This is a genomic window from Kitasatospora sp. NPDC058406 (genome assembly GCF_042722765.1).
Lineage (GTDB): Bacteria > Actinomycetota > Actinomycetes > Streptomycetales > Streptomycetaceae > Kitasatospora.
Genome location: NZ_JBHXKE010000002.1, coordinates 91,722 through 115,656, shown reverse-complemented (window position 1 = coordinate 115,656; position 23,935 = coordinate 91,722). Strand labels below are relative to the sequence as shown.

The 23,935-nt window shown below is 72.5% G+C and carries 22 protein-coding genes; 10 read left to right on the top strand and 12 right to left on the bottom strand.

All coding sequences use genetic code 11. The features are described from left to right. Window positions 1-634 precede the first annotated feature (634 nt). From ACFWOG_RS01035 to ACFWOG_RS01025, 3 genes are all read left to right on the top strand, one after another. On the top strand, window positions 635-2,971 hold the full coding sequence (locus tag ACFWOG_RS01035; protein WP_380353490.1) for a M4 family metallopeptidase: 2,337 nt from the start codon (window positions 635-637) through the stop codon (window positions 2,969-2,971). A gap of 291 nt (window positions 2,972-3,262) precedes the next feature. Next, window positions 3,263-4,702, top strand: a complete 1,440-nt coding sequence (locus ACFWOG_RS01030; RefSeq protein ID WP_329881731.1) for an ammonium transporter — start codon at window positions 3,263-3,265, stop codon at window positions 4,700-4,702. After that, on the top strand, window positions 4,699-5,037 hold the full coding sequence (locus ACFWOG_RS01025) for a P-II family nitrogen regulator (protein ID WP_380353487.1): 339 nt from the start codon (window positions 4,699-4,701) through the stop codon (window positions 5,035-5,037). Before ACFWOG_RS01030 ends, ACFWOG_RS01025 begins: the two co-directional genes overlap by 4 nt. 87 nt (window positions 5,038-5,124) lie before the next feature. Here the strand turns inward: ACFWOG_RS01025 and ACFWOG_RS01020 are convergent, their stop codons facing one another. Both ACFWOG_RS01020 and ACFWOG_RS01015 read right to left on the bottom strand, forming a co-directional pair. Further along, on the bottom strand, window positions 5,125-5,967 hold the full coding sequence (locus ACFWOG_RS01020) for a hypothetical protein (RefSeq protein ID WP_355409328.1): 843 nt from the start codon (window positions 5,965-5,967) through the stop codon (window positions 5,125-5,127). A gap of 98 nt (window positions 5,968-6,065) precedes the next feature. Next, window positions 6,066-6,587 (bottom strand): SigE family RNA polymerase sigma factor, encoded by a 522-nt coding sequence (locus tag ACFWOG_RS01015; RefSeq protein WP_329881729.1) that lies wholly within the window; start codon window positions 6,585-6,587, stop codon window positions 6,066-6,068. A 327-nt stretch (window positions 6,588-6,914) separates the two neighbouring features. Here ACFWOG_RS01015 and ACFWOG_RS01010 point away from each other — a divergent pair, with 327 nt between their 5' ends. Further along, window positions 6,915-8,654 (top strand): carbohydrate-binding module family 20 domain-containing protein, encoded by a 1,740-nt coding sequence (locus ACFWOG_RS01010; RefSeq protein ID WP_380353485.1) that lies wholly within the window; start codon window positions 6,915-6,917, stop codon window positions 8,652-8,654. Window positions 8,655-8,845: 191 nt separating this feature from the next. Here ACFWOG_RS01010 and ACFWOG_RS01005 read toward each other — a convergent pair whose 3' ends face one another. After that, window positions 8,846-9,610, bottom strand: coding sequence for an SDR family oxidoreductase (locus tag ACFWOG_RS01005; RefSeq protein WP_329881727.1), 765 nt, complete (start codon window positions 9,608-9,610; stop codon window positions 8,846-8,848). Between the two features lie 562 nt (window positions 9,611-10,172). Between ACFWOG_RS01005 and ACFWOG_RS01000 the strand changes: the two genes are divergently transcribed. The 3 genes from ACFWOG_RS01000 to ACFWOG_RS00990 all read left to right on the top strand — a co-directional run bounded on the left by ACFWOG_RS01000 (window position 10,173) and on the right by ACFWOG_RS00990 (window position 13,377). Beyond that, window positions 10,173-11,357: an alpha/beta hydrolase gene (locus ACFWOG_RS01000; protein ID WP_380353481.1), complete on the top strand. Its 1,185-nt coding sequence runs from the start codon at window positions 10,173-10,175 to the stop codon at window positions 11,355-11,357. Window positions 11,358-11,834: 477 nt separating this feature from the next. Then, window positions 11,835-12,590, top strand: coding sequence for a hemerythrin domain-containing protein (locus ACFWOG_RS00995; RefSeq protein ID WP_329949913.1), 756 nt, complete (start codon window positions 11,835-11,837; stop codon window positions 12,588-12,590). Window positions 12,591-12,873: 283 nt separating this feature from the next. Continuing rightward, the gene (locus ACFWOG_RS00990) at window positions 12,874-13,377 is read left to right on the top strand and encodes a hypothetical protein (protein WP_329949912.1); all 504 of its coding nucleotides are present in this window, start codon (window positions 12,874-12,876) and stop codon (window positions 13,375-13,377) included. Between the two features lie 91 nt (window positions 13,378-13,468). Here ACFWOG_RS00990 and ACFWOG_RS00985 read toward each other — a convergent pair whose 3' ends face one another. The 3 genes from ACFWOG_RS00985 to ACFWOG_RS00975 all read right to left on the bottom strand — a co-directional run bounded on the left by ACFWOG_RS00985 (window position 13,469) and on the right by ACFWOG_RS00975 (window position 15,540). Further along, window positions 13,469-14,071 carry a DUF6891 domain-containing protein gene (locus tag ACFWOG_RS00985; protein ID WP_329881723.1) on the bottom strand — a complete coding sequence of 201 codons (603 nt, stop codon included), beginning with the start codon at window positions 14,069-14,071 and terminating at the stop codon, window positions 13,469-13,471. 138 nt (window positions 14,072-14,209) lie between these two features. After that, window positions 14,210-14,755 (bottom strand): DUF1707 and FHA domain-containing protein, encoded by a 546-nt coding sequence (locus ACFWOG_RS00980; protein WP_329949911.1) that lies wholly within the window; start codon window positions 14,753-14,755, stop codon window positions 14,210-14,212. 224 nt (window positions 14,756-14,979) lie between these two features. After that, window positions 14,980-15,540: a DUF1697 domain-containing protein gene (locus ACFWOG_RS00975; RefSeq protein ID WP_329881721.1), complete on the bottom strand. Its 561-nt coding sequence runs from the start codon at window positions 15,538-15,540 to the stop codon at window positions 14,980-14,982. A gap of 156 nt (window positions 15,541-15,696) precedes the next feature. Between ACFWOG_RS00975 and ACFWOG_RS00970 the strand changes: the two genes are divergently transcribed. Further along, on the top strand, window positions 15,697-16,167 hold the full coding sequence (locus tag ACFWOG_RS00970; RefSeq protein WP_329881720.1) for a pyridoxamine 5'-phosphate oxidase family protein: 471 nt from the start codon (window positions 15,697-15,699) through the stop codon (window positions 16,165-16,167). 72 nt (window positions 16,168-16,239) lie between these two features. Here the strand turns inward: ACFWOG_RS00970 and ACFWOG_RS00965 are convergent, their stop codons facing one another. Beyond that, complete coding sequence (locus ACFWOG_RS00965; protein WP_329949910.1) at window positions 16,240-16,596, bottom strand: arsenate reductase family protein; 357 nt, start codon at window positions 16,594-16,596, stop codon at window positions 16,240-16,242. 248 nt (window positions 16,597-16,844) lie between these two features. Here ACFWOG_RS00965 and ACFWOG_RS00960 point away from each other — a divergent pair, with 248 nt between their 5' ends. Continuing rightward, entirely contained in the window at window positions 16,845-18,062 is a 1,218-nt protein-coding gene (locus tag ACFWOG_RS00960; RefSeq protein WP_329949909.1) for a cytochrome P450, read from the top strand. 773 nt (window positions 18,063-18,835) lie between these two features. Here the strand turns inward: ACFWOG_RS00960 and ACFWOG_RS00955 are convergent. Both ACFWOG_RS00955 and glnA read right to left on the bottom strand, forming a co-directional pair. Then, window positions 18,836-19,090, bottom strand: coding sequence for a DUF1049 domain-containing protein (locus ACFWOG_RS00955; RefSeq protein WP_329949908.1), 255 nt, complete (start codon window positions 19,088-19,090; stop codon window positions 18,836-18,838). Window positions 19,091-19,257: 167 nt separating this feature from the next. Then, window positions 19,258-20,670 (bottom strand): type I glutamate--ammonia ligase, encoded by a 1,413-nt coding sequence (gene glnA, locus ACFWOG_RS00950; RefSeq protein WP_329881714.1) that lies wholly within the window; start codon window positions 20,668-20,670, stop codon window positions 19,258-19,260. 321 nt (window positions 20,671-20,991) lie between these two features. On the opposite strand from glnA, the gene ACFWOG_RS00945 reads away from it, so the two are divergent. Next, entirely contained in the window at window positions 20,992-21,459 is a 468-nt protein-coding gene (locus tag ACFWOG_RS00945; protein WP_329881713.1) for an RDD family protein, read from the top strand. Window positions 21,460-21,548: 89 nt separating this feature from the next. Here the strand turns inward: ACFWOG_RS00945 and ACFWOG_RS00940 are convergent, their stop codons facing one another. The 3 genes from ACFWOG_RS00940 to ACFWOG_RS00930 form a co-directional block, all read right to left on the bottom strand. Continuing rightward, window positions 21,549-22,238 carry a DUF4191 domain-containing protein gene (locus ACFWOG_RS00940; protein WP_329881711.1) on the bottom strand — a complete coding sequence of 230 codons (690 nt, stop codon included), beginning with the start codon at window positions 22,236-22,238 and terminating at the stop codon, window positions 21,549-21,551. Between the two features lie 118 nt (window positions 22,239-22,356). Continuing rightward, on the bottom strand, window positions 22,357-22,542 hold the full coding sequence (locus ACFWOG_RS00935) for a hypothetical protein (RefSeq protein ID WP_329949907.1): 186 nt from the start codon (window positions 22,540-22,542) through the stop codon (window positions 22,357-22,359). 239 nt (window positions 22,543-22,781) lie between these two features. Next, window positions 22,782-23,744 carry a lipoyl synthase gene (locus ACFWOG_RS00930; protein WP_329881708.1) on the bottom strand — a complete coding sequence of 321 codons (963 nt, stop codon included), beginning with the start codon at window positions 23,742-23,744 and terminating at the stop codon, window positions 22,782-22,784. Window positions 23,745-23,935 lie beyond the last annotated feature (191 nt).

The following is a 23,935-nucleotide window of genomic DNA, read 5'->3' as shown; positions in this document are numbered from 1 at the left end:
CCGGGTGGTGTTGCTGGGCGGTTTCGCCCCCGCCACCGGCAGTTTCCCGGGGCCGGGCCGGTCGGGGGTGGTGTAGGTGCTGGGCTGAGGCCCCGGCGACGGCACCGGGCCCGGCCCCGCTGAACGGGGGTGCGGGGCCCGGTTCCATTCAGGGAATGGAGTTGGCCGAAAACCGACCATGGCACGGCCGGAAAGGTGATGTGCCGTGCCTGTCGGGCGCTGTCGTCCGGCATCCGGACCCGGCTCCGGACCGGATGCGCTGGTCAGTGCCCGCGGGGGGTGATCGAACCTTTCCGGCGGTGATGAAAACGATCTCCGGTAGTTCCCACGGCCGTAACACGGGTGGCGGTCCGACAGATGTACGGGTCGGTAGCTAATCGGCCAATCCATGGCATGCATCTGTCATTCACGGCTCGTTTGCTGCCACGATTCCTCCGGCTGCAGACGAGGGGGCCCCACCCCCCGGTGCAGCTGTCCCAGGTCAGGTACAGCGCATCCCCCCTGCCAGTACGTCAGCTCCGCAACCGCACCCGCGCCGCGCACCCGGCGGCGGGGGCCCCCACTGAGTCGCGACCCCGCGACCAGGTTCTCTCCACCGTCCGCGAACCCCGCGGCGGTCGGAAAAGGAGTCCGCATGTCCCGTTACGCCCACGCCCGGAAGGCAGCGGTTGTCATGGCCGCCTCCACCGCGCTGCTGGTGACCGGCATCCCGGTCATCGCGCAGGCGGTCACCCCTGACGCACCGGCGATCGTCGCCGCGCAGCAGGCGAGCCGGGCCCAGCTGATCGCCTCCGCGAACCAGCAGACCGCCGGCCTCGCCCAGACCCTCGGCCTCACCGGCGAGGAGAAGCTGGTCACCAAGGACGTCGTCCAGGACGCCAACGGCGCCCGCCACCTGCGCTACGAGCGCACCTACGCCGGTCTCCCGGTGCTCGGCGGCGACCTGATCGTCCACCAGGACGCCACCGGCGCCACCCAGGGCGTGACCAAGGCCAGCGACGCCGTGCTCTCCGGCGTGAACACCTCGCCGAAGCTCGCCGCCCCGAAGGCCCAGGAGGCCGCGCTCGCCGCCGAGGCGGGCTCCTCCCTCGACGCCGCCCCGCGCCTGGTGGTCTGGGCCGCCGACGGCGCCGCCAAGCTCGCCTGGGAGACCGTCGTCACCGGCAAGGAGTCGGACGGCACCCCGAGTCGCCTGCGCGTCGTCACCGACGCCGCCACCGGCGCCGTGCTCGGCAAGAACGAGGCCATCAAGACCGGCACCGGCCAGGGCGTCTTCGTCGGCAACGTGCCGCTGACCACCACCCAGAGCGGGTCCACGTACCAGCTCAAGGACGGCACCCGCGGCGGCCAGTACACGACCAACATGAACAACGGCACGACCGGCAACGGCACGCTGTTCACCAAGTCGAGCGACACCTGGGGCAACGGGCAGGCCAGCAACAAGGAGTCCGCCGCCGTCGACGCCCAGTACGGCGCCGCCGCGACGTGGGACTTCTACAAGAACACCTTCGGTCGCAGCGGCATCCGCAACGACGGCGTCGGCGCCTTCAGCCGGGTCCACTACGACAGCGGCTACGTCAACGCCTTCTGGGACGACGACTGCTTCTGCATGACCTACGGCGACGGCGACAACAACACCCACCCGCTGACCGAACTCGACGTCGCCGGCCACGAGATGAGCCACGGCGTCACCTCCGCCACCGCCAACCTCAACTACTCCGGCGAGTCCGGCGGCCTCAACGAGGCCACCTCCGACATCTTCGGCAACGCCGTCGAGTTCTACGCCAACCTGCCCGCCGACAACCCGGACTACCTGGTCGGCGAGCTGATCGACATCAACGGCAACGGCACGCCGCTGCGCTACATGGACAAGCCCTCCAAGGACGGCCGCTCGGCCGACTCCTGGTACTCGGGCGTCGGCAACCTGGACGTCCACTACTCGTCCGGTGTCGCCAACCACTTCTTCTACCTGCTGGCCGAGGGCAGCGGCGCCAAGGTCATCAACGGCGTCAGCTACAACAGCCCGACCGCCAACAACGTCACCGTCACCGGCATAGGCCGGGACAAGGCGCTGCAGGTCTGGTACAAGGCGCTGACCTCGTACATGACCTCCACCACCAACTACTCCGCCGCCCGTGACGCGACCCTCAAGGCCGCCAAGGACCTGTACGGCGAGAACAGCCCCGAGTGGATCGCCGTCGGCACCGCCTGGGCCGGCGTCAACGTGGGCACCGTGCCCCCGAACCCGGGTGGCGTCACCGTCACCAGCCCCGGCAACCAGAGCACCAAGGTCGGCACCGCCGTCAACCTGGCCGTCAAGGCCACCGGCGGCACCGCCCCGCTCACCTACACCGCCACCGGTCTGCCGGCCGGCCTGTCGATCAACGGCTCCACCGGCGTGATCACCGGCACCCCGACCGCCGTCGGCACCTCCAACGTCACCGTGACCGCGAAGGACGCCGCGAACAAGACCGGCACCGCCACCTTCACCTGGACGGTCACCGACACCAGCACCACCTGCACCCCGGCGCAGCTGCTCGGCAACGCGGGCTTCGAGACCGGCACCGCCGCGCCGTGGACCGCCTCCAGCGGTGTCGTCGACAAGTCGGCCTCGCAGGCCCCGCACGGCGGCACCTGGAAGGCGTGGCTGAACGGCTACGGCTCCACCCACACCGACACCCTCTCCCAGACGGTGTCCATCCCGGCCGGCTGCAGGGCCACGCTGAGCTTCTACCTGCACGTCGACACCGGTGAGTCCGGCTCGACCGTCTACGACAAGCTGGCCGTGACCGTCAACGGCACCGCGCTGAAGACCTACTCCAACGTGGACGCGGCCTCCGGCTACCAGCTGCGCACCTTCGACCTCTCGGCCTACGCGGGCCAGTCGGTGACGATCAAGTTCACCGGCACCGAGGACGCCTCGCTGCAGACCAGCTTCGTGATCGACGACACCGCGATCGCCACGAGCTGACCCGGCGCCGGTAGACCCGGCAAGGCCAGGTAAGACAGGGGCAGGGCCCGGCGGCTTTCGGCCGCCGGGCCCTGTGGCGTACCCGGGCGGCGCCGTGAGTTCCCGGAAACCCGCCGGTCACGCCGGAGCAACCGGCGGGCAACACGAAACACGCGTGAAACGCGGCCGTCCGCGACCGGAAATCCGGCCTCGCCACACTTCCGGCACGCGCTCCGCCGCAGGACGGCGGCGGAAGATGCTGTCACAGGACCCCGCCGCAGGACCACGTCGCAGGACCCCCGGAGGTACCCCATGCCCCTGGCCGCCTTCCCGGCCGACCACCCGGCCGATCATCCGGTCGGCCACCTGGCCGCTCGTCTGGCCGACGCGCCGGCCGCCGGAGCGCCGCCCGTCATCGACACCGGCGACACCGCCTGGCTGCTCGCCAGCACCGCCCTCGTCCTGCTGATGACGCCCGGCCTGGCGCTGTTCTACGGCGGTATGGTCCGCACCAAGAGCGTGCTCAACATGATCATGATGAGCTTCGTCTCGATCGCCGTCGTCACCGTGGTCTGGCTGCTGGCCGGCTACTCGCTCGCCTTCGGCCCGGACGCCGGCGGCTGGGGCCTGATCGGCGGCCTGGACCACCTGGGGATGGCCGGGATCACCCCGTCCTCGGTCACCGGCCGCGTCCCCACCGTGCTGTTCGCCACCTTCCAGCTGACCTTCGCGATCATCACCGCCGCGCTGATCAGCGGTGCCATCGCGGACCGTGCCAAGTTCGGCTCGTGGGTGGCCTTCACCGCCGTCTGGACGCTGCTGGTCTACGTCCCCGTCGCCCACTGGGTGTTCGCGCCCGGTGGCTGGATCCTGTCGAAGCTCGGCGCGCTGGACTTCGCCGGCGGCACCGTCGTCGAGGTCAACTGCGGGGCGAGCGGCCTGGCCCTGGCGCTGCTGCTCGGCCCGCGGATCGGCTTCCGGAAGGAGGCGATGCGCCCGCACAACCTGCCGCTGGTCCTGCTCGGCGCCGGCCTGCTCTGGTTCGGCTGGTTCGGTTTCAACGCGGGCTCGGCGCTGGGCGCCAACGGGCTGGCGGCCTCCGCCCTGCTCAACACCCAGGCGGCCGGCTGCACCGGGCTCCTCGGCTGGCTGATGGTGGAGAAGCGGCGGGACGGCCACGCCACCACCCTGGGCGCGGCCTCCGGCGCGGTGGCCGGCCTGGTCGCCATCACGCCGTCCTGCGGCAGCGTCGACCTGCCCGGCGCCCTCCTGATCGGGCTGGCGGCGGGAACGGTCTGCTCGTACGCGGTGAGCTGGAAGTTCCGCTTCGGTTTCGACGACTCGCTGGACGTGGTGGGCGTGCACTTCGTGGCCGGGGTGATCGGCACCGCGCTGATCGGCCTGTTCGCCACGGCCACGATGACCGGCGGCCCGGCCGGGCTCCTGCACGGCGGCGGCTTCGGGCAGCTGGGCAAGCAGGCGGTGGCGATCCTGGCCGTCGCCGCCTACTCCTTCGCGGCCACCTACGGGATCGGCCGGGTGATCGGCCGGGTGATGGGCTTCCGCGCCGACGAGGAGCAGGAACTCACCGGCCTGGACCTCGCCGTGCACGCCGAGACCGCGTACGATCACGGCGTCCTGGGCCACGGCGTGCTGGGGCAGGGGGCCGCCGTGTTCTCGGCCGCCCACGGCCCCGACCGCACCGCCGCCACCGTGCTCGCGCACCCGTCCGACAAGGCGCCCTCCGCATGAAGCTGATCACCGCGATCGTCAAGCCGTTCAAGCTGGACGACGTCAAGAGCGCGCTGCAGGCCGTCGGCGTGCACGGACTGACCGTCAGCGAGGCCAGCGGGTACGGGCGTCAGCACGGTCACACCGAGGTGTACCGGGGCGCGGAGTACCGGATCGACCTGGTGCCGAAGGTCCGGATCGAGGTCGTCGTCGAGGACGAGGACGCCGACCTGGTGGTCGAGGAGATCGTCCGGGCCGCCCGGACCGGCAAGATCGGCGACGGCAAGGTCTGGGCGGTGCCGGTGGAGACCATCGTCCGGGTCCGCACGGGGGAGCGCGGACCGGACGCGGTGTAGGCCCGCGCCCGTCCGGTCGGGGCCAGGGCCCCGACCGGAGGGTCCCGCCTCGGCGCGCGTGCTCCGGCGCGTGCCGGTGTGCCCGCGTCACCGGCTCCGTCCGTCGAGCCCCGGGATCTGCCGCCAGGCGCCGTCGGCGGCGGCCTCCTGCCACCACGTCAGGTCGTGCGGCGGGGCGTCCCTGGTCCGCCGGGCGTGGAGGATCGGGTCGTCGGGGTCGTGCAGGGTGCCGTTGTGGACGGCGACCGCGACCCGGGTGCCGTCCGGCAGGGGCGTCCAGATCCGGTACGTGACCCAGCCGGTGGCGGCCGTCTCCAGGACCTCGACGACCTGCGGGTCCCGGCCGGGCCCGGGGACCGTCGAGCAGCGGTAGCCGGCCTCCCGCTCCCCGTCGGTGCGGAGCTCGCAGGTGGGGGCGGCGGCCTGCGAGGCCGGGCCGTGCACCTCGACGGAGACGGTGGCCGCGCCCCGACCGTCGTCGTACCTGGTCCAGAGCACGGCGTCGGCCGCCGGGTCGAGGGTGAGCTGGTCGGCGCCGGGCTCAGGGTCCAGCCGGGTGCCTGGGCCGAGCAGGCCGGCCAGCGCGGACTGCAGCGCGGTGCGCTGACGCGCCCGCAGGAGCTCCGGGCCGGCGTCGGCGGTTGGCGCGGTCGCCGAAGCCGTCGCGGCCGTGCCGTTCGGGGCGGAGGTCGGGGCGGCCGGGCCGGTGCCGACGCCGGCCGGCCCGGGCAGACCCGTCAACGCGACGGTGACGGCCAGCGCGAGCACGGCACCGGCCGAGGCGGCCGTGCCCAGCCGTCGGCGACGGCGCAGCACGCGGCCGTGCCGGGTGGCCTCGGCGATCATCACGGCGACCGGCGGGTGCAGGTCCTGGACGCTGTCGGCGAGCAGCCTGCCCAGGTCGTGTTCGAGGTCCGGGTCGGGGGCCATGGCGGGGCTCCTGGTGGCGGTGGGTCGGGGCGGGGCGTCCGGGGCGGGGCGTCCGGGGCGGGGCCGGCGAGGCGGGGCCGGCCGGGTCGGGGTGGCCGTCAGGGCCGGAACAGCAGTTCGCGGTCGTCCGCAAGGATCTCGCGCAGCCGGGCGAGCGAGCGGGTGGAGAGCCCCTTGACGGCGGCCGGGGTGGTGCCGAGCATCTCGGCGACGGCCTCGATGGGGTGGTCCTCCAGGTAGCGCAGGACGACCACGGCGCGGTTGCGGGGCGGCAGCGTGCGCAGGGCCGCGACCAGGGTGAGCCGCAGCTCGGAGCCGTTGGCGGGGTGGTCGTCGGGGCGGACCGGGGTGTCGGGGAGCTCGGCGACGGCGATCTCGCCGGAGCGGCGCAGCCGTCGGTGGGAGAGGTAACAGCGGAGCAGCACCTTGCGGGCGTAGGCGTCGATCGACGGTTCGTCGTCGCCCCGGCGGAGCCGGCCCCAGACCGAGTAGAGCTTGGCGAGGGTGGTCTGGACGAGGTCCTGGGCCTGGTGCCAGTCGCCGCACATCAGGTAGGCGACCTGGAAGAGCCGTCCGGCCCGATTGGCCGCGAACTCCTCGAAGTCGCCCGCCCTGTCCATGCCGTCCCCCGTGCGTGTGCTGCTCGTGCCGTGTGTTGCCCGGGCCGGTGCTGCCCGTGCGTGTGCTGCTCGTGCCGTGTGCTGCCCGGACGCGCGCTCGCGCCGGTGCCTCCGGTACCGATCGTTCTCGGCCACCGTTCTTATCCACGCTGCGGGGACCGGGAAAGTCGCACACGAGTTTTTCGGGCTGCCGAAACGTTCCTTCCAGGCCCTTGACGGGCCTCGGTGTCGACTCTAGGTTCAGCGCTGCAAGTTTCCTGAAAGTTTCAGCAAGCTTTCGCACGCAGTACCCGGGCTGCCCCCACCCCAGCCACCCCAGGAGACAACGTGGTCACCACCGCCCCCGCCCGCCGGCCCGCCCGGACGGCCGGCGCACTCGCCGCCTCGGCGACCCTCGCGCTCTCGCTCACCGCGGCCCTCGCCGCCGCCCCCGCCGCGCAGGCGGCCCCGCCCGGCAACGGCAGGGACGTCACCGCGACGCTCTTCGAATGGCGCTTCGACTCGGTCGCCAAGGCCTGCACCGACACCCTCGGCCCGAAGGGCTACGGCTTCGTCGAGGTCTCGCCGCCCCAGGAACACATCCAGGGCGGCCAGTGGTGGACCTCCTACCAGCCGGTCAGCTACCGGATAGCCGGGCGACTCGGCGACCGGACCGCCTTCAAGAACATGATCGACACCTGCCACGCCGCCGGCGTCAAGGTGATCGCCGACGCGGTGATCAACCACATGTCGGCCGGCACCGGGACCGGCACCGGCGGCACCGCGTACGGCAAGTACGCCTACCCCGGCTTCTACCAGGACCAGGACTTCCACTCCTGCCGCACCGCGATCAGCAACTACAACGACCGCTCCAACGTGCAGAACTGTGAGCTGGTCAACCTCTCCGACCTCGACACCGGCAGCGCCCACGTCCAGCAGACCGTCGCGCGCTACCTCGACGACCTGGCCTCGCTGGGCGTCGACGGCTACCGGATCGACGCGGCCAAGCACATCGCCGCCGCAGACCTCGCAGCGATCAAGGCCAGAACGGCGAACCGGCAGGCGTACTGGGTGCAGGAGGTCATCTACGGCGCGGGCGAACCGGTCCAGCCCTCCGAGTACACCGGTACCGGCGACGTCGACGAGTTCCGCTCCGGCACCTGGCTGAAGAGCGCCTTCCAGGGAGGACGGCTCGCCGACCTGTCCGGCTGGGGTTCCGGCCTGCTCCCGACCGACAGGGCCCGGACCTTCGTCGACAACTGGGACACCGAGCGGAACGGCTCCACGCTCACCTACAAGGACGGCTCGGCGTACACCCTGGCCAACGTCTTCCTGCTGGCCCACCCGTACGGCGCGCCCAACGTCTACTCCGGCTACGCCTTCACCGGTCACGACGACGGCCCGCCCAACGGCGGCACCGTCAACGCCTGCTACCAGGACGGCTGGAACTGCACGCACGCCTGGCGCCAGGTGGCCAACATGGTCGGCTTCCGCAACGCGGTGGCCGGCACCGGGCTGACCGACTGGTGGTCCAACGGCAACAACGCGATCGCCTTCGGGCGCGGCGGCAAGGGATTCGTGGCGGTCAACCGGGAGGGCGGGGCGATCACCCGGACCTTCCAGACCTCCCTGCCGGCCGGCAGCTACTGCGACGTCCAGCACGGCGACGCGGCGGCCGGCGGCTGCACCGGTCCGTCCTACACGGTCGGCCCGGACGGGCGGTTCACCGCCACCGTCGGGGCGGGGGACGCGGTCGCGCTCCACGTCGGTGCGCCCGGGAGCGGCACGGTGGTGACCGGCGGGGCCTCCTTCGCGGTCAACGCGACCACCGCGTGGGGCCAGAACGTCTTCGTGGTCGGCGACAACGCGGCCCTCGGCGGCTGGGACGCCGGCCGCGCGCTGCCGCTCTCCTCGGCCGCCTACCCGGTGTGGAAGGCGGACGTCGCGATGGCCGCCGGAACGGCCTTCGCCTACAAGTACGTCCGCAAGGACGCCGCCGGGAACGTCACCTGGGAGTCCGGCGCCAACCGGACCGCCACCGTGCCGGCCTCGGGCCGGGTGAGCCTGAACGACACCTGGCGAGGCTGAACCACGGCCCCGCCCTTGCCCCGACGGACGGCCGGCCCCCGCTTCACTGCGGGCGCCGGCCGTCCTCTGCACGAAGCCCCTTCGGCGGAAGCCCTCTCGGTGGTTCCGGTGGCTCCGGTGGTTCCGGTGGTTCCGGTGGTTCCGGTGCCTTCGGTGCGGTGGCGGTCCTCGTGGCTCCGGCGCCCTGGGAGCTAGCCCCGGCCGATGTACGGCATGGCGGTCGCCATCACCGTCGCGAACTGCACATTGGCCTCCAGCGGCAGCTCCGCCATGTGCCGCACGGTGCGGGCGACATCGGTGACGTCCATGGTCGGTTCCACCGCGATCCGCCCGTCCGCCTGCCGCACCCCCCGGGTCATCGCCGCGGTCATCTCCGTGGCGGCGTTGCCGATGTCGATCTGCCCGCAGGCGATCCGGTACGGGCGGCCGTCCAGCGACAGTGACTTGGTCAGACCCGTCACGGCGTGCTTGGTCGCGGTGTACGCGACCGAGTTCGGCCGCGGCACGTGTGCGGAGATCGAGCCGTTGTTGATGATCCGGCCGCCCTGCGGGTCCTGGGCGCGCATCTGCCGGAACGCGGCGCGCGCGCAGAGGAAGGCCCCGGTCAGGTTGAGGTCGACCACGGCCCGCCACTCGGCGACGTCCAGCTCGTCCACCGGGGCAGGGGGGCCGAACGTGCCCGCGTTGTTGAACAGCAGGTCGACCCGGCCGAAGCGGGCGACGGCCGCGGCGAAGAGCGCGTCCACGGCCGCCGGGTCGGTGACGTCGGTCGGCACCACGGCCGTGCCGGCCGCGCCGGTGCCGCACAGCCGGGCCGTCTCGTGGAGCGGATCGCCCCGGCGCCCGGCGAGGACGAGCCGCCAGCCACCGGCCGCGAGCTCCGCCGCTACGGCGCGGCCCACGCCGCTGCCGGCTCCGGTGACGACGGCGGTGCGGTGGTCGATCGGCTGGGACACGGCGGGCTCCTCTGGCGGGGCGGGGCGGGTGGACACGGGGTGCGGGTGACGGGTCTCGGCCGGCGGCCGGGTGGCTCGATCGTTCCCGATCCCGGGGGCCGCGTCACTGGTACGAGGATCCAAGGCTCGCCCCGTCCTGCCGGGCGGCGGGCTGTGCGCCCCGCTGTCCGAGCGCGCCCCGCTGTCCGAGCGCGCCCCACCGGCCGAGCGCGCGCCCGGCCGTGCGCTCGGCCGGGCGGGCGGCTCCGCACCCGTGACGCCGTCAGGGCCGCCTCCTCACCGACCCCGCCGACCGGCGGGGATCCGCCCCCGCCGGTCGGCAGGGAGGCTTGGCAGCCTTTACCCGATCGGGAACAAACATTGGGTCTGCGCTGGTCCGCGCGCAACCGGCCCACCCCGGTCCACGTCATAAGATCGCAGGACGGCACGCCACCCCGCAGGGCGGCGCGCCGCCTCCCGGGGGTCTCGCAGGTAGCCGCGCCCCGGGCCTGTCCGGCCCCACCCGGGGCCACCGCCCTTGCTCCCCCGGAGCGGGCGCGACACCGGTCGGAGAGTTCTCACCGTGCAGCCGCAGTCCACCCGTTTCCGCGCCGTGCTGACCGGCGCCACCGCCTTCACCCTGGCCGCCGTCCTGGCGGCCTGTGGCAGTACGGACGGCAGCGCCAAGGGCGACGCGGTGAAGGGCGGCGGCGCCGCGACGGGCGCCGGCGGCGCCTCGCCCTCGACGCCCTCCTCCTCGGGCACCTCCTCCTCGGGCACCTCCTCCTCGGGTACCTCGCCCTCGGGCACCGCGTCCTCGGGTACCTCGCCGTCGGGCACCGCGTCGTCCTCCGCCCCCGGCTCCCCGACGGCCGGTTCCACCTCGACCTCCGCCGCGCCGGTTGCGCCGCCCCAGAGCGCCACCGGCAAGGTGTTGATGCCCACGGGTCCGGCCGCCGCCTTCACCAAGGCCCGGGACACCGCCGCCGGCCAGATCGTCATGACCACGCTGAACGGCCCCAAGTCCGGTGTCTCCGGCAAGGTCTGGGTCTGGCTGCCGCCGGAGTACAACGACCCGAAGTACGCCCGGACCGGCTTCCCGGTGCTCACCCTCTACGCGGGCGGCCAGAGCGCCGGCTACAACACCTGGACCGACAACCAGCTGCCGATCCAGGAGTACGGCGCGGACCTCTCCAAGCAGGGCAAGGCGCACCCCTTCATCATGGTGATGCCGGTGCAGAACCTCGACTCCAACGAGGCCAAGGCCCTGGAGTGCGCGGACATCCCGGGCCAGCCGAAGATGGGCACCTGGATGGCCGAGGACATCCCCGACTTCGTCCGGGCCAACTTCCGCACCGTGAAGGGCCGCGACGGCTGGGGCCTGATGGGCGCCTCCACCGGCGCGTTCTGCAGTGCGAAGCTCGCCCTCCAGCACCCGGACAAGTTCAAGGCCGCCGTCCCGATCGACGGCTACTTCGTCCCGGACTCGCCGCTCTGGAAGGGACACGACGCCGAGCGGCAGGCCAACAGCCCCGAACTGCTGGTCACCCAGGGCAAGGCCGACGTGCGGATCCTCGCCACCGCCGGCGGCGCCAACGCGTACGAGATGAAGCTGGTCAAGGCGTGGGCCGCCAAGGCCGCGCCGCCGCTCACCGTCGAGTACTACGAGCAGCCCGGCGGCAAGCACCTGACCAGCGACTTCAAGAAGATGATCCCGGACACCCTGCAGTGGCTCAGCAAGAACCTCGCAGGACCGCAGGCCGACTGAGCCGTGCTCGTGCCGAGCCCCGTGCCGGGCACCCGGCGCGGGGCTCAGCGGTACGCGGAGCCCCGCCGGCCCTCGTCGACCGCCCGGACGAACCCGCGCTCCTCGTCAGCTCCCGCCGGCCCGCCGGCCTACCGCCGTGCGTCGCCCCCCTTCCGCCCGCCCCCCTTCCGCCCGCCCGCCCGCCGGGTCGGCGGGCGTCGTCCGGGCGTGGCTGTGCGCCTTCCGGTGGCATCCGTCCTCGCCGTCCCTCCTCCGCTCCCCGGTGCGCCGGACGAACCTCACCCCCTGCACGGAGTGGGGCCGGAGGGATCTCGCGTCTCCCGAGAGTCCGGGGGGAACCCTGCGCCGGGCCCCTGACCTGCACGTCAATCGGACATTGATTCCGTCCTGATGTGCTCTGCCCACTGTGGTGGGACAGCCGGCCCGCCAGCTGTGCCCAGGTCGAGCCCAGCCCAGCCAAGCCGTGAAGAGAGTGCCATGCCCAGCCACCTGTTGCCCGTAGCGTCTCCGTCCGTCCCCGCCCAGGGGGGCTCGTCGCGTGAGCGCACCGCCGACGAGGAACCGCAGGCCGTCCGCTTCGCAGGGCTGAAGCTGGTGCACGCCGCGCTCCGCCGGGACCTCGCCCGGTTGCCCAACGCGCTCCGGCTGATCCAGCCCGGCGAGGACGAGAAGGGTGCCGCACTGTTGCGGCACTGGAACTTCGTCACCACCATGCTGACCTGCCACCACGAGCAGCAGGACACCCGGATCTGGCCGATCGTCAGCCGGTTCGCGCCCGAGCTGCGGCTGCTGCTCAACTGGCTGGAGGCCGACCACCACAACCTCGACCACTCCTTCACCAGGGTCACCACCCTGGTCCGGATCGCCAGCCGGGACGCCGGCTCGGTCTGGCCGGTGGCCTACGCGATCGAGGACCTGGCGGCGCGGCTGGAGACCCATCTGAGGATCGAGGAGCGGCAGCTGCTGCCCCGGATGGAGCGGGTCTTCACGGAGAACTCCCGGGTCGGCAGCCTGTCCGAGCTGCTGGACGTGCTGCACGTCGCGGGCGGGCCGGGCACCGCCGACGCGCTCGCCTGGCTGCTGGACGGCGTCGAACCGGCGACGGTCGAGCGGTTGGTGGCGGACTGCGACGACGCGGTGGCCCGGCACTGGCCGCACTGGCAGGCGACCTACCAGCGCTGCACGGCGCCGCTGTGGGGGACGCCCGAGTCCTGGGACGTCGCCGGGGACTGACCTGCGGGCCTTTTTCGTGGCCTCGTTCTACGCGCGTGGCACGGGACTCCGACACATGTCAGTGGCACATGCCGATCGCGTCGGGGCACGGTTCGGTGCAGAACGGGCCGGGGGGAGGGCCTCGGTGGAGATCCTCTTCGGACCTCCAACTCCGTTCGACCCCTAGGGGTTTCGACCCATCCGTCTCCGGGGTGCGACCGCCCGCGCGGTCCGGGGCCGACCAGGGAGCGGGTACCGCCGAGGGGCGATGGCCGGCGCGGGAGACGCCCCTACCGTCGATGCCATGACCAGTGCGCCGACCGCTTCGCACCGCGACCGCCACCGCGACCGCCACCGCCACGACGACCGTGACTTCGACCGATCCGACCGTCACGACCACCCCGACCGCCCCGACCGCCGCGCAGGGCACCGGCCCGCTCCCGGGGCGGCCCGCCGCCTTGGCCCGGTCGCCCGCTCGGCCGCCCTCGCCGCAGGCGCCGTGCTGCTGCTGGGCGCCGGGCTCACCGCCTGCAAGGGCGGCGCCTCGCTCTGCCTCAGCGACGACAGTTGCGACGTCGTCGTCCGCACCGACAACGCCGACTCCACCCACACCGTCGAGGTGTTCGGCGGCGACCGGACCGTCCGGCTGACCGTCGGCCGGATCACCGACACCACGGCCGAGGTCAGGCTCGGCGAGGAGACCAGGACCCTCACCGAGGACACCGAGACCGCCGTCGGTACGGCGAAGATCACCCTCCGCCATGCCGACGCACGTGGGCACACAGCCGAACTCCACGTCGTCCGCTGACCGTCGGCGCCTCCGCCGCCGCCTCGCGACCGCCGGGGAGAGCCAAGGGGGCAGCCGCTGCGGGCACTGTTGCCGTGGTCCCCGAACGCGGTTACTCCGGCAGGCGGTTGAGCCAGACCATCGGCGTGACCGTGATCGCCACCTCCGGCGAGCCGTCCCACTTCACCGGCAGCCCCACCTCCTTGAGCGCCGAGACCACCTCGCGCCCGACCCGGACCGTCCGCCGGACGGCCGCCTCCGTCGACTCGCCGTCCACCTGGAAACCGCCGTACCGCAGCATCAACGAACCGCCGGTGGCGACCCGTTCGGTGTCCTGCTGGTGGAAGAAGACGAAGCCGCGCGAGTCCTCGTCGGCCTCGCCGCCGATCTCCGCGTATCCGCAGCTCGCACAGCAGGTGAAGTCCATCGCGGCGACGATGCCCTGCTCCTCCAGGGTGTCGAAGGCGGCCTCCAGCCGGTCGACGTCGGTCGTCTCCGGCCAGGACGCCTGTTCCTCCAGACGTGCCCGCCACAGCGGAGCGACGATCCGCTCCGCCTCCTCCGCCGTCAGTCCCTGGTCGTCGAGGTCCTCGACCAGGGACTCGACTATCTCGTCCGGCTCCTGGAAGCCGCACCGGATCAGCTCGCGGGCCCGTTCCTCGGCGTCCCGCAGCGCGTCGGCGGCAAGAGTGGTGTGCGCGGTGTCCTGGTCCATGCCCGTATCCAAGCACCTACCGCTGACAATCCGTCCGGCCGTCCGGGGCCCGCGGAGCAGGGCCACGGACCGGACCGCCGACAAGCCGGCGGACCGGTGCTGCCGCCTCCCCGGTCCGCCCCCTGACGACGCGTCCGCTCAGCCCGCCGCGAGCCGGAACTCCAGGTTGCCGAACCGTACCTGGTCGCCCGGTCGGACCCGCACCCCGCCGGCGATCCGGTACCCGTTCACGTGCGTGCCGTTGGTCGACCCGAGGTCGTACAGCACCCAGTCCTCGCCCTCGCGCCGCAGCTCGGCGTGGTGCCGGGAGACCGAGGCGTCGTTCAGCCGCAGCCCCGACCCGGGGATCCGGCCTATCGTCAACTTCCGTGCGCCGGCGTGCGGGAGGCTCAGGCCCGGCAGCCGTTCGACGCGCCAGGCCCCGCGCAGCCGCACCCCGAACGCCGACACCCGGCCGACCGCCCGCAGCACGAACCGTCCGACCGGGTTCCCGGCCGGCAGGTCCGCCATCGCGGCGTTCAGCTCGGACCGGCTGCTCGCGTGGAGGACGAGGTCCAGCCGTCCGAGGAAGGTGTCGTGCGACAGCCGGCCGCTGCCGGCGCCGTCCCTCAGCACGTCGAGAGCCTGCTCCCGCTCGGCCTCGGACGGCCGGACCACGTGTGTCCGGATCTCTGGAGACGTCATGGCCTGATTGTCGGCTCGTCTCCGCCCGCCTGTCCAGGCTCCCGTGCGCAGCCGACCGGTCGACCGTGCGCGGCGCCCCCGCCCGGTACGCCGTCCGGTACGCCGCTCGATCCGGCGTGGCTCCGTCCGTCGGGCCCGGCCCGGCGATCCGTACGAGCGGGTGGCCGGGCAGTGCGGCGGGGAGGCGGGCGCGCGGTGGGGCGCGGAGGCCGCCGGTGGCCGGATCAGGTCTTCCTGGCGGCTGCCAGGATCTTGACGGTGGTGTGCAGGAAGCGCGAAGTCGCCGCGCCCCGGTAGGACTTGCCGAAGAGGGAACCGCTGGTCACCCACTTGCCGTCCTTCAGGTGCACCACCACGTAGGCGGTGCCGGCGTCGGCCCCGATCACCTCGTAGTCGCCCTTCGGCGAGGTGTACGGGACCGGGAAGTCCGTGGGCAGCGGCTCGGAGAGGAAGTTCACCGTCAGCCGGACGTCAGGGGTCACCTCGACGCCGGCGAAGGGCTCGGCGGCGAGCACGGCCTCGACCTCGTCGACGGTCCGCAGCAGCACCGGCACGGGATAGCCGAGCGAGTCGGCCAGGTGCTGTTCGATCCGGTCGGTGAGGGCGGCGCGGTCCGCCGGGCCGAGGGCGTCGGCGGCGAAGAAGACGTTGCCGCTCTGGATGTACGAGCCGACGCGCTCCAGGCCGAGTTCGGCGAAGAGGGCGCGCAGCCGTTCCATCCGCACCGTCCGGCCGCCGACGTTGACGGCCCGCAGAAAGGCGATGTACGTGGTCGTGGTGGTCACCCGGCCAGTCTGGCACCGGCCACCGACACCCGGCCCGCGCGCGGTCCTCCGGCGCATGCCCCGGGCCTCCCGCGTGCCCCGGGCCTCCCGCGTGCGGCGCGTGCGTACGCGCCGCACGCCCGGGCGGCCGTCGGTACCGGGTGCCAGACTGGCGCCATGGCTACCTGGCAGGACTTCGAGCACGAGGCGCCGGACCTCGCCCCCGCCGTGCGGGCCCGGTTCGAGGCCAACAAGCACCACGTCCTGGCGACGCTCCGCAAGGACGGTTCCCCCCGGGTCAGCGGCACCGAGGTGGACTTCATCGGCGCGGACCTGATGCTCGGGTCGATGGGCGGAGCGGTCAAGGCCGCGGACCTCCGCCGCGACGCCCGCTTCGCCCTGCACAGCAACCCGAGCGACGAGACGCTCGCGGGCGGTGACTCCAAGGTCTCCGGCCGGGCCGTCGAGTTGACCGACGCCGCCGAGGTCGCCGCTTACGAGGCCGACCTCCCCGAGCCGCCCTCCGGCCCGTACCACGCCTTCCGGCTGGAGCTGGAACAGGTCGTGCACACCACCGTCGAGGACGACGCGGTACGGATCAGCTCCTGGCGGCCGGGCGAGCCGGTGAGGACCGTCGAGCGCCGCTGAGGGCCGTGCCCACCGGCCCGGCGCCCCGGGGGCGGGACTTCCCGGCACCCCGGCGGCGCACCCGTGACGGGCCTACGGCAGGACGGACCTGACCGCCTCGGGAGTCCGCGCGACGAGTGCGTGCCCGTCGTCCGCGGTGATGATCGGGCGCTGGATCAGGATCGGGTGCTCCGCCATGGCCGCGATCCACCGGGCCCGGTCGTCGGGCTCCCGGCTCCACTGCTTCATGCCGAGCTCCTTGGCCACCGGCTCCTCGATCCGGGTGATGTCCCACGGTTCCAGCGTGAGCCGCTCCAGGACCTGCTCCAGCTCGGCGGCGCTCGGCGGATCCTCCAGATAGCGCCGCACGGTGTACTTGACGCCCGCGCCCTCCAGGACGCCGAGCGCGGCACGGCACTTCCCGCAGCGCGGGTTGATCCAGATCTCCATCCCGTCAGCCTACCGACGATCCGCACCCCGGACGCCCGCCCGTGCCGTGCCCCCGCGCCCCGCGCCCGTGCCGTGCGTCGGCCCGACGGGCCCGCCGGCACGCCCCGGGGGCGTCGAGCGACCTCCCGACGCACGCCCTCCCGTGCTCCCCTCCCCCTGCCTCCCGCACTCCCGCCGACCGGGAACTACCGCCCCCCTGTCGATGGTTGGTCCCCCGAGGGAGTCGGGTCTCTGGAGGGGAGCACCGGATGGACGGCGCAGCGATCATCGAGCAGCTCATGACCACCGAGGGGAGGATCGACCCCTACCCGCTGTACGCGCGGGCCCATGAACTGGGCGCCGCGGCCACGGCCGGCCCGGGCGGGATCATGGCGCTCGGCCATACCGCCGCCAACCAGGTGCTGCGCAACCCCGCCTTCGCCCTGGAGGACGCCGCGACCCTGGCGGGGGCCGAATCCGAGCTGTTCTCGCACGCGTCGATCGCCCTGCTCAGCCGGTCGATCCTGCAGCGGAACGCCCCCGACCACGCCCGGGTCCGTTCGCTGATCGCCTCGGCCTTCAACGCCCGCCGGGTGGCGGCGCTCCGCCCGACGATCGCGACGGCGGTGGGGCGGCTGCTCGGCGAGATGGCCGAGCGGGGTGCCGACGGCTCTCCGGTCGACTTCATGGAGGCCTTCGCCTTCCGACTGCCGGTCGAGGTGATCTGTGAACTGCTCGGCGTCCCGGCCGCGGACCGATACCGCTTCCGCACCCTGGCGTCGGACCTCACCATCGCCCTGGAGCTGGTCGAGGACCTCGCCGAACTCGACTCCGCCGACACCGCCGCCGAGGAACTGTCCTCCTACTTCACCGGGTTGGTCGCCGAACGACTGGCCCGCCCGACCGGCGACCTGGTCAGCGACCTGGCCCGGATCGCCGCCGACTCCCCGGACCGGATCTCCGGCCAGGAGCTGCTGAGCAACCTCGTCCTGCTCCTGGTGGCCGGATTCGAGACCACCACCAACCTGCTCGGCAACGGCCTCGCCCAGCTCTTCCACCACCCGGAGGCCGCGGACGGGCTGCGCACCGGTGCGCTGCCCCCGGGGCTCTTCACGGACGAGGTGCTGCGCTTCGACTCGCCGGTCCAGCTCACCACCCGGGTCGCCGCCGCCGACGGGCTGACGGTGGCCGACCTGCCCGCGCCGCCCGGCACGGTGGTGTTCGTCATGCTGGGCGCGGCCAACCACGACCCGACCCGCTACCTGCGCCCCGAGCGCTTCGACCCGACCCGGACGGACAGCCAGCCGCTCAGCTTCGGCGGCGGGCCGCACTTCTGCCTCGGCAGTCAGCTCGCCCGCCTGGAGGCGGACGTCGCCGTGCCCGCCCTCCTCGACCGCTTCCCGAGGCTGGCCCCCGGCGGCGTGCCGACCCGCCGTGACCGCCTCGTCCTGCGGGGCTTCGACACGCTCCCCGTCACGGTCCGCTGACGCACAGGAGCAGCCCCTCGGCGTTCGTCCCCGCCCCCGCCCCGCCCTGGTCCTGCCTTCGGCCACGAGGACTGTTTGGTGGATCGATCACATTTGCGCCGGTTTCCCCCCGTTCGTCTGTCGCTTTTACCTATCTTTTGTCCCTGAGGAGAGGGATCCGGGGGGTGCCCGTCAGCCACCCCGTCGGGCTGGGCGGGGTTCGGCTCCCCGAGCACCCGCCCGAAGGAACACCCGATGGACGCCCGCCCCGTGCGCCCCGCATAGCCACGGACGCCCTCCTGCCGTACGCGCTGATCGCCGTCGTGACGGCGCTCGACGTCCTGGTCGGCGCCACGATCCTGCTCGCCCTGCTGGCGGCGCCACCGGCCCTCGCCGCCGTGGGCTCCGCGCCCCGGCGGGTCCTCCTCGTCGGAACCACCGCGCTCCCCTCGCCTGCCTGGGGGCAGCGGCCGTCAACGGCATCCCGACCTAGGAGCGCGCCTTCGTGGCCTACGGCGCGGTGGTCGCCGTGACGGCCGCGGGCGCCTGCGCCTCCGGCGCCCACCGCCGGGCCGAGGCGCACCGGAGGGACGCCGAGGAGCAGCGCCGCCTGGCCGAACGCGACCTGGCCGACGCGCAGGCCGTCGCCACGTCGCCCAGAACCTCATCCTCGGCCCGGTGCCCGCCCGCAACGGTTCGCTCGACCTGGCCGTCTCCTGCACCTCCGCCGCGGCCGGCGCCCGAGGGCCCGGATGCGCCCGGCGGCCCCTCCCGCACGCCGCGGCGGTAGGCCGCTAGCCCTTCGGGCGGCGCCGGGCGAGGAAGAAGCCGATGATCAGGCCGACCACCAGGGTCACCGTCAGGACCACCCACAGGGGCATCGTGACGTCGACGATCCACATGGTGATCGAGACCGACTCCGTGTTGGCCGCGATGAACCAGACAGCGAGGACCGCGAGGACGGCGATCCCGATCGTACGCAGCCGCAGGGCCCGGCCCTTGACCGTGACGGTCGGCGGAGCGTGCGGCGGCGGAGTGTTCTTCGCCATGCCCCCAGTATCGCGCGGCTCCCGCCGCCCCACCCGCCCAGTCGCCCGCAGCACGGCGCCGGGCCCCGTCGCACTCCGGTGAGAGCGACGGGGCCCGGGGGCGCCTGCGTGTCCGACCCGCCCGCGCCCCCGGCCGCAGCCGGGACACACGTCGCGGTGTCCGCGGTCTACAGGTCGTAGTAGAGCTCGAACTCGTGCGGGTGGGGCCGGAGGGCGATGGGGGCGATCTCCTGGGTGCGCTTGAAGTCGATCCAGGTCTCGATCAGGTCGGGCGTGAAGACGTTGCCCGCGAGCAGGTACTCGTGGTCGGCCTCCAGGGCCTCCAGGACGGCCGGGAGGGAGGCCGGCACCTGGGGGACGTTGGCGTGCTCCTCGGGGGCCAGCTCGTAGAGGTCCTTGTCGACCGGCTCCAGCGGCTCGATCTTGTTCTTGATGCCGTCCAGGCCGGCCATCAGCATGGCGGCGAAGGCCAGGTACGGGTTGGAGGCCGGGTCGGGCGCGCGGAACTCGATGCGCTTGGCCTTGGCGTTGGAGCCGGTGATCGGGATGCGGATCGCCGCCGAGCGGTTGCGCTGCGAGTAGACCAGGTTGACCGGGGCCTCGAAGCCGGGCACCAGGCGGTGGTAGGAGTTCACCGAGGGGTTGGTGAAGGCCAGCAGCGACGGGGCGTGCTTGAGCAGACCGCCGATGTAGTAGCGGGCGGTGTCGGAGAGCCCGGCGTAGCCCTGCTCGTCGTAGAAGAGCGGGGAGCCCTCGGTCCACAGCGACTGGTGGACGTGCATGCCCGAGCCGTTGTCGCCGAAGATCGGCTTCGGCATGAAGGTGGCCGTTTTGCCGTTGCGCCAGGCGACGTTCTTGATGATGTACTTGAACAGCATCAGGTCGTCGGCGGCGTGCAGCAGGGTGTTGTACTTGTAGTTGATCTCCGCCTGGCCGGCCGTGCCGACCTCGTGGTGCTGGCGCTCGACCTCCAGGCCGGCCTTGGCCAGCTCCAGGGACATCTCGGCGCGCAGGTCGGCGAAGTGGTCGACGGGCGGGACGGGGAAGTAGCCGCCCTTGTACTTGACCTTGTAGCCGCGCGCGTCGCCCTCGGCGGAGCCGGTGTTCCAGGCGCCCGCCTCCGAGTCGATGTGGTAGTAGGAGGCGTTGGCGCTGGTGTCGAACCGCACCGAGTCGAAGACGTAGAACTCGGCCTCGGGCCCGAAGAAGGCGGTGTCGGCGATGCCGGAGGAGGCGAGGTAGGCCTCGGCCTTCTTGGCGACGTTGCGCGGGTCGCGGCTGTAGGCCTCGCCGGTCACCGGGTCCTGGATGAAGAAGTTGATGTTGAGGTGCTTCACCTGGCGGAACGGGTCGAGCCGGGCCGTGGCGAGGTCGGGGACCAGGGCCATGTCCGACTCGTGGATGGCCTGGAAGCCACGGATCGACGAGCCGTCGAACATCAGGATCTCGGACGGGTCGAAGGTCGCCGCAGGTACGGAGAAGTGCTGCATGACGCCCGGCAGGTCGCAGAACCGGACATCGACGAACTTGACGTCGTTGTCCTGAATGAACTGCTTCACTTCGGTGGCGTTGTTGAACATTCGTCCTCCTCGGCGTGCGAATGGGGCTCACCCTAGGAATGGCCCGTTTCCGACCGGTGACCCAGTCGTTTCCTGAATGTTAACCGCCGTTGTCGGGCGGGCGGCAAAGACGTACGGGTCTGGACAAAACGCCTCGCCCTCCCAGGTGGGGCCCTCCAAGTGGTCTGGACCACTTGGAGAGGGTGACGGAAAGCCCGAGTGACGCGGTTCACTCTTCGGTGGGCTACCCCGGGGCTACCTCGGGACTACCCCGGGAGTTCTCCGGGACTCCTCGGGGGAGCCGGTGGCGGTGCCGGGTGTATGCCCGGTTAGTGTGGATCGGTGGACACCAGAGAAGCGTTGGGATCGTGGATCGACGGCCCGAAAGCGGCCGCCGAGAAGATGGGCGCCGACTTCGGCTACCGCGGTGAGCGCCTCGGGCTGCCCCAGGAGGGCCCCGGCTCGGTCGGCGGCCCCGGCCGCCGGATGGGCGCGCTGTTCGTCGACGGCTGGCTGGTCGCGCTGGTCGCCTTCGGGCTGGTCTCCAAGGGATCCCCGGCCTCGGCGAACCTGTGGACCACCCCGCTGTTCTTCACCGTCACCGTCCTGCTGATCGCCACGACGGGGACGACCGTCGGCAAGCGGCTGTTCGGCCTGCGGGTGGTCCGCCTGGACGGCAGCCGCGCCACCATCCCGCAGGTGCTGCTGCGCACGCTGCTGCTCTGCCTGGTGGTGCCGGCCCTGGTCTGGGACCGCGACACCCGGGGTCTGCACGACAAGGCGGTCGGCACGGTCGAGGTCCGGATCTGACCGCCCGGACCGCGACCCCCTGATCACCGACCGGAAACACGGAACGGCCCCGCCGCGGTAACTCCGCGGCGGGGCCTAAGGGGAGGGGGTCAGCGGGCCTGGCCACCCTTGGGCATCCGGGCGCCCTTGGGCATCGGGCCCTTGGGGATCGGCGCCTTGGAGAGCAGGTCGCCCAGCGCCCGCAGGCGGTCGTTGGTCTCGGTGACCTGGGCGGCGGTGATGGCACGGGGCAGGCGCATCAGGTGGATCTGCAGCTTCTTGAGCGGAATCTCGCCCTCGCCGGTGCCCACCACGATGTCGTGCACCGGAACGTCGCCGACGATCCGCGCCATCTTCTTCTTCTCCGACGCCAGCAGCTGGCGGACCCGGTTCGGGTTGCCCTCGCCGATCAGCGCGATACCGGCCCGGCCCACGGCGCGGTAGACCGCGTCCTGGTTGCGGGTGACCGCGACCGGGGTGGAGTTCGCGCTCCAGCCCCGTCGGATGTTGTTCAGTACCGCCGCGACCGCTCCCGGCTGCCCCTCCATCTGTCCGAACGCTGCGCGCTCGGCCCGGCGTCCGAAGACGATCGCCATGGCGAGGAACGCCACGATGAAGCCCAGGATGCCCAGGTAGACAGGGTGGTCGATCGCGAAGCCGATGGCGAGGAACACGCCGAAGGTCAGCAGGCCGACGCCGGCGATGATCAGGCCGATCTTGGTGTCGACCTTCTTGGTCATGGTGTACGCCAGGCGGATCTGCTTCAGTCGCCCGGGGTTCTCGGATGTTTCCCTCGCCATAACGCTCATGGTACGTGGCGTGGGTACGGGATATCCAAGCCCGGGTACCCGTTCGCCCCGAACCGTGACCCGTGCGTGCTCGTACCGGCGCCTTCGACGGCGTCCCGCAGGGGCTCCGTCAGCGGCCCGCGGCTTTCGCCCGGGCGGTCGCGACGAGCGAGTCCCGCTCCCTGTCCGCCGCGTACTGGCGGTTCTCGCAGACCGCTGACCAGGCATTCCGCCGGGCCTGGCGCTGGCCGCCCGCCAGCAGCACGCTCTCGGCCAGCCGCAGCGCGGTGCCCACCGACCGGATACCGACCCGCATGCCGAACAGCTCCTCTCGTGGCTCGGAAGTTTTCCTGCGAGGACCCGTTCGTCCCCGCGTCCGCGCGGCCACCACGTCTCGTGGCCGAGAAAAATCGAACGACCGCGGCGGACCCATCGTCCCCACCCCGTGTTACCAGTCCGTGACCAGGCAGTCAAAGCCCGGTGAAGCGAAAGGGGCGGAGCCGAAGCTCCGCCCCTCCGATGGCGTAAAACCGTCGGCCCGCACCGGAGCGCGGCTCAGACCGCCGCCTGCTCGTGCTGCGCGCGGTGCTCCAGCGCCTGCCGGTACAGCCGCCCGGCGCGGTACGACGAGCGCACCAGCGGGCCGGACATGACCCCGGCGAAGCCGAGCTCCTCGGCCTCCTGCTGCAGCTCGACGAACTCGTGCGGCTTGACCCAGCGCTCCACCGGGTGGTGGCGCAGCGAGGGGCGCAGGTACTGGGTGATGGTGATCAGCTCGCAACCGGCCCCGACCAGGTCGGCCAGCGCCTGGCTGACCTCCTCGCGGGTCTCGCCCATGCCCAGGATCAGGTTGGACTTGGTGACCAGGCCGGCGGCCCGGGCCTGCGTGATGACGTCCAGGGAGCGCTCGTAGCGGAACGCCGGGCGGATCCGCTTGAAGATCCGCGGCACCGTCTCGACGTTGTGCGCCAGCACCTCGGGGCGGGACGAGAAGACCTCGGCGAGCTGCTCGGGCACCGCGTTGAAGTCGGGGATCAGCAGCTCGACGCCGGTGCGGCCGCTCTCGCGGCCCGCCGTCATCGCGTGCACCTGGCGGACGGTCTCGGCGTACAGCCAGGAGCCGCCGTCCGGCAGGTCGTCGCGGGCCACGCCGGTGATGGTGGCGTAGTTGAGGTCCATGGTGACGATGGACTCGGCGACACGGCGCGGCTCGTCGCGGTCGAAGTCGGCGGGCTTGCCGGTGTCGATCTGACAGAAGTCGCAGCGGCGGGTGCACTGGTCACCGCCGATGAGGAAGGTCGCCTCGCGGTCCTCCCAGCACTCGAAGATGTTGGGGCAGCCGGCCTCCTGGCAGACGGTGTGCAGCCCCTCCTTCTTCACCAGCGACTGGAGGGCGTTGTACTCCGGGCCCATCTTCGCGCGGGTCTTGATCCACTCGGGCTTCCGCTCGATGGGGGTCTCGCTGTTGCGGACCTCCAGGCGGAGAAGCTTCCTGCCGTCGGGTGCGACAGCGGACACGTGCGACTCCTAGAACTAGACGGGGTACCCCCAGGGTACGCCTGTGCTTGTACGGCCTTCGTCGGGGCAGCGGCCCTGCAATCGCAGGGCAACAGCGGTACCGGCGGGTAGATTCCCCGGAAGCCGCCCGGGACTTCGGGGTGGCGGCTCCGGGCGCGGTCGTTCGGGGCCGGGCCCGGTGGGCGGCGGCC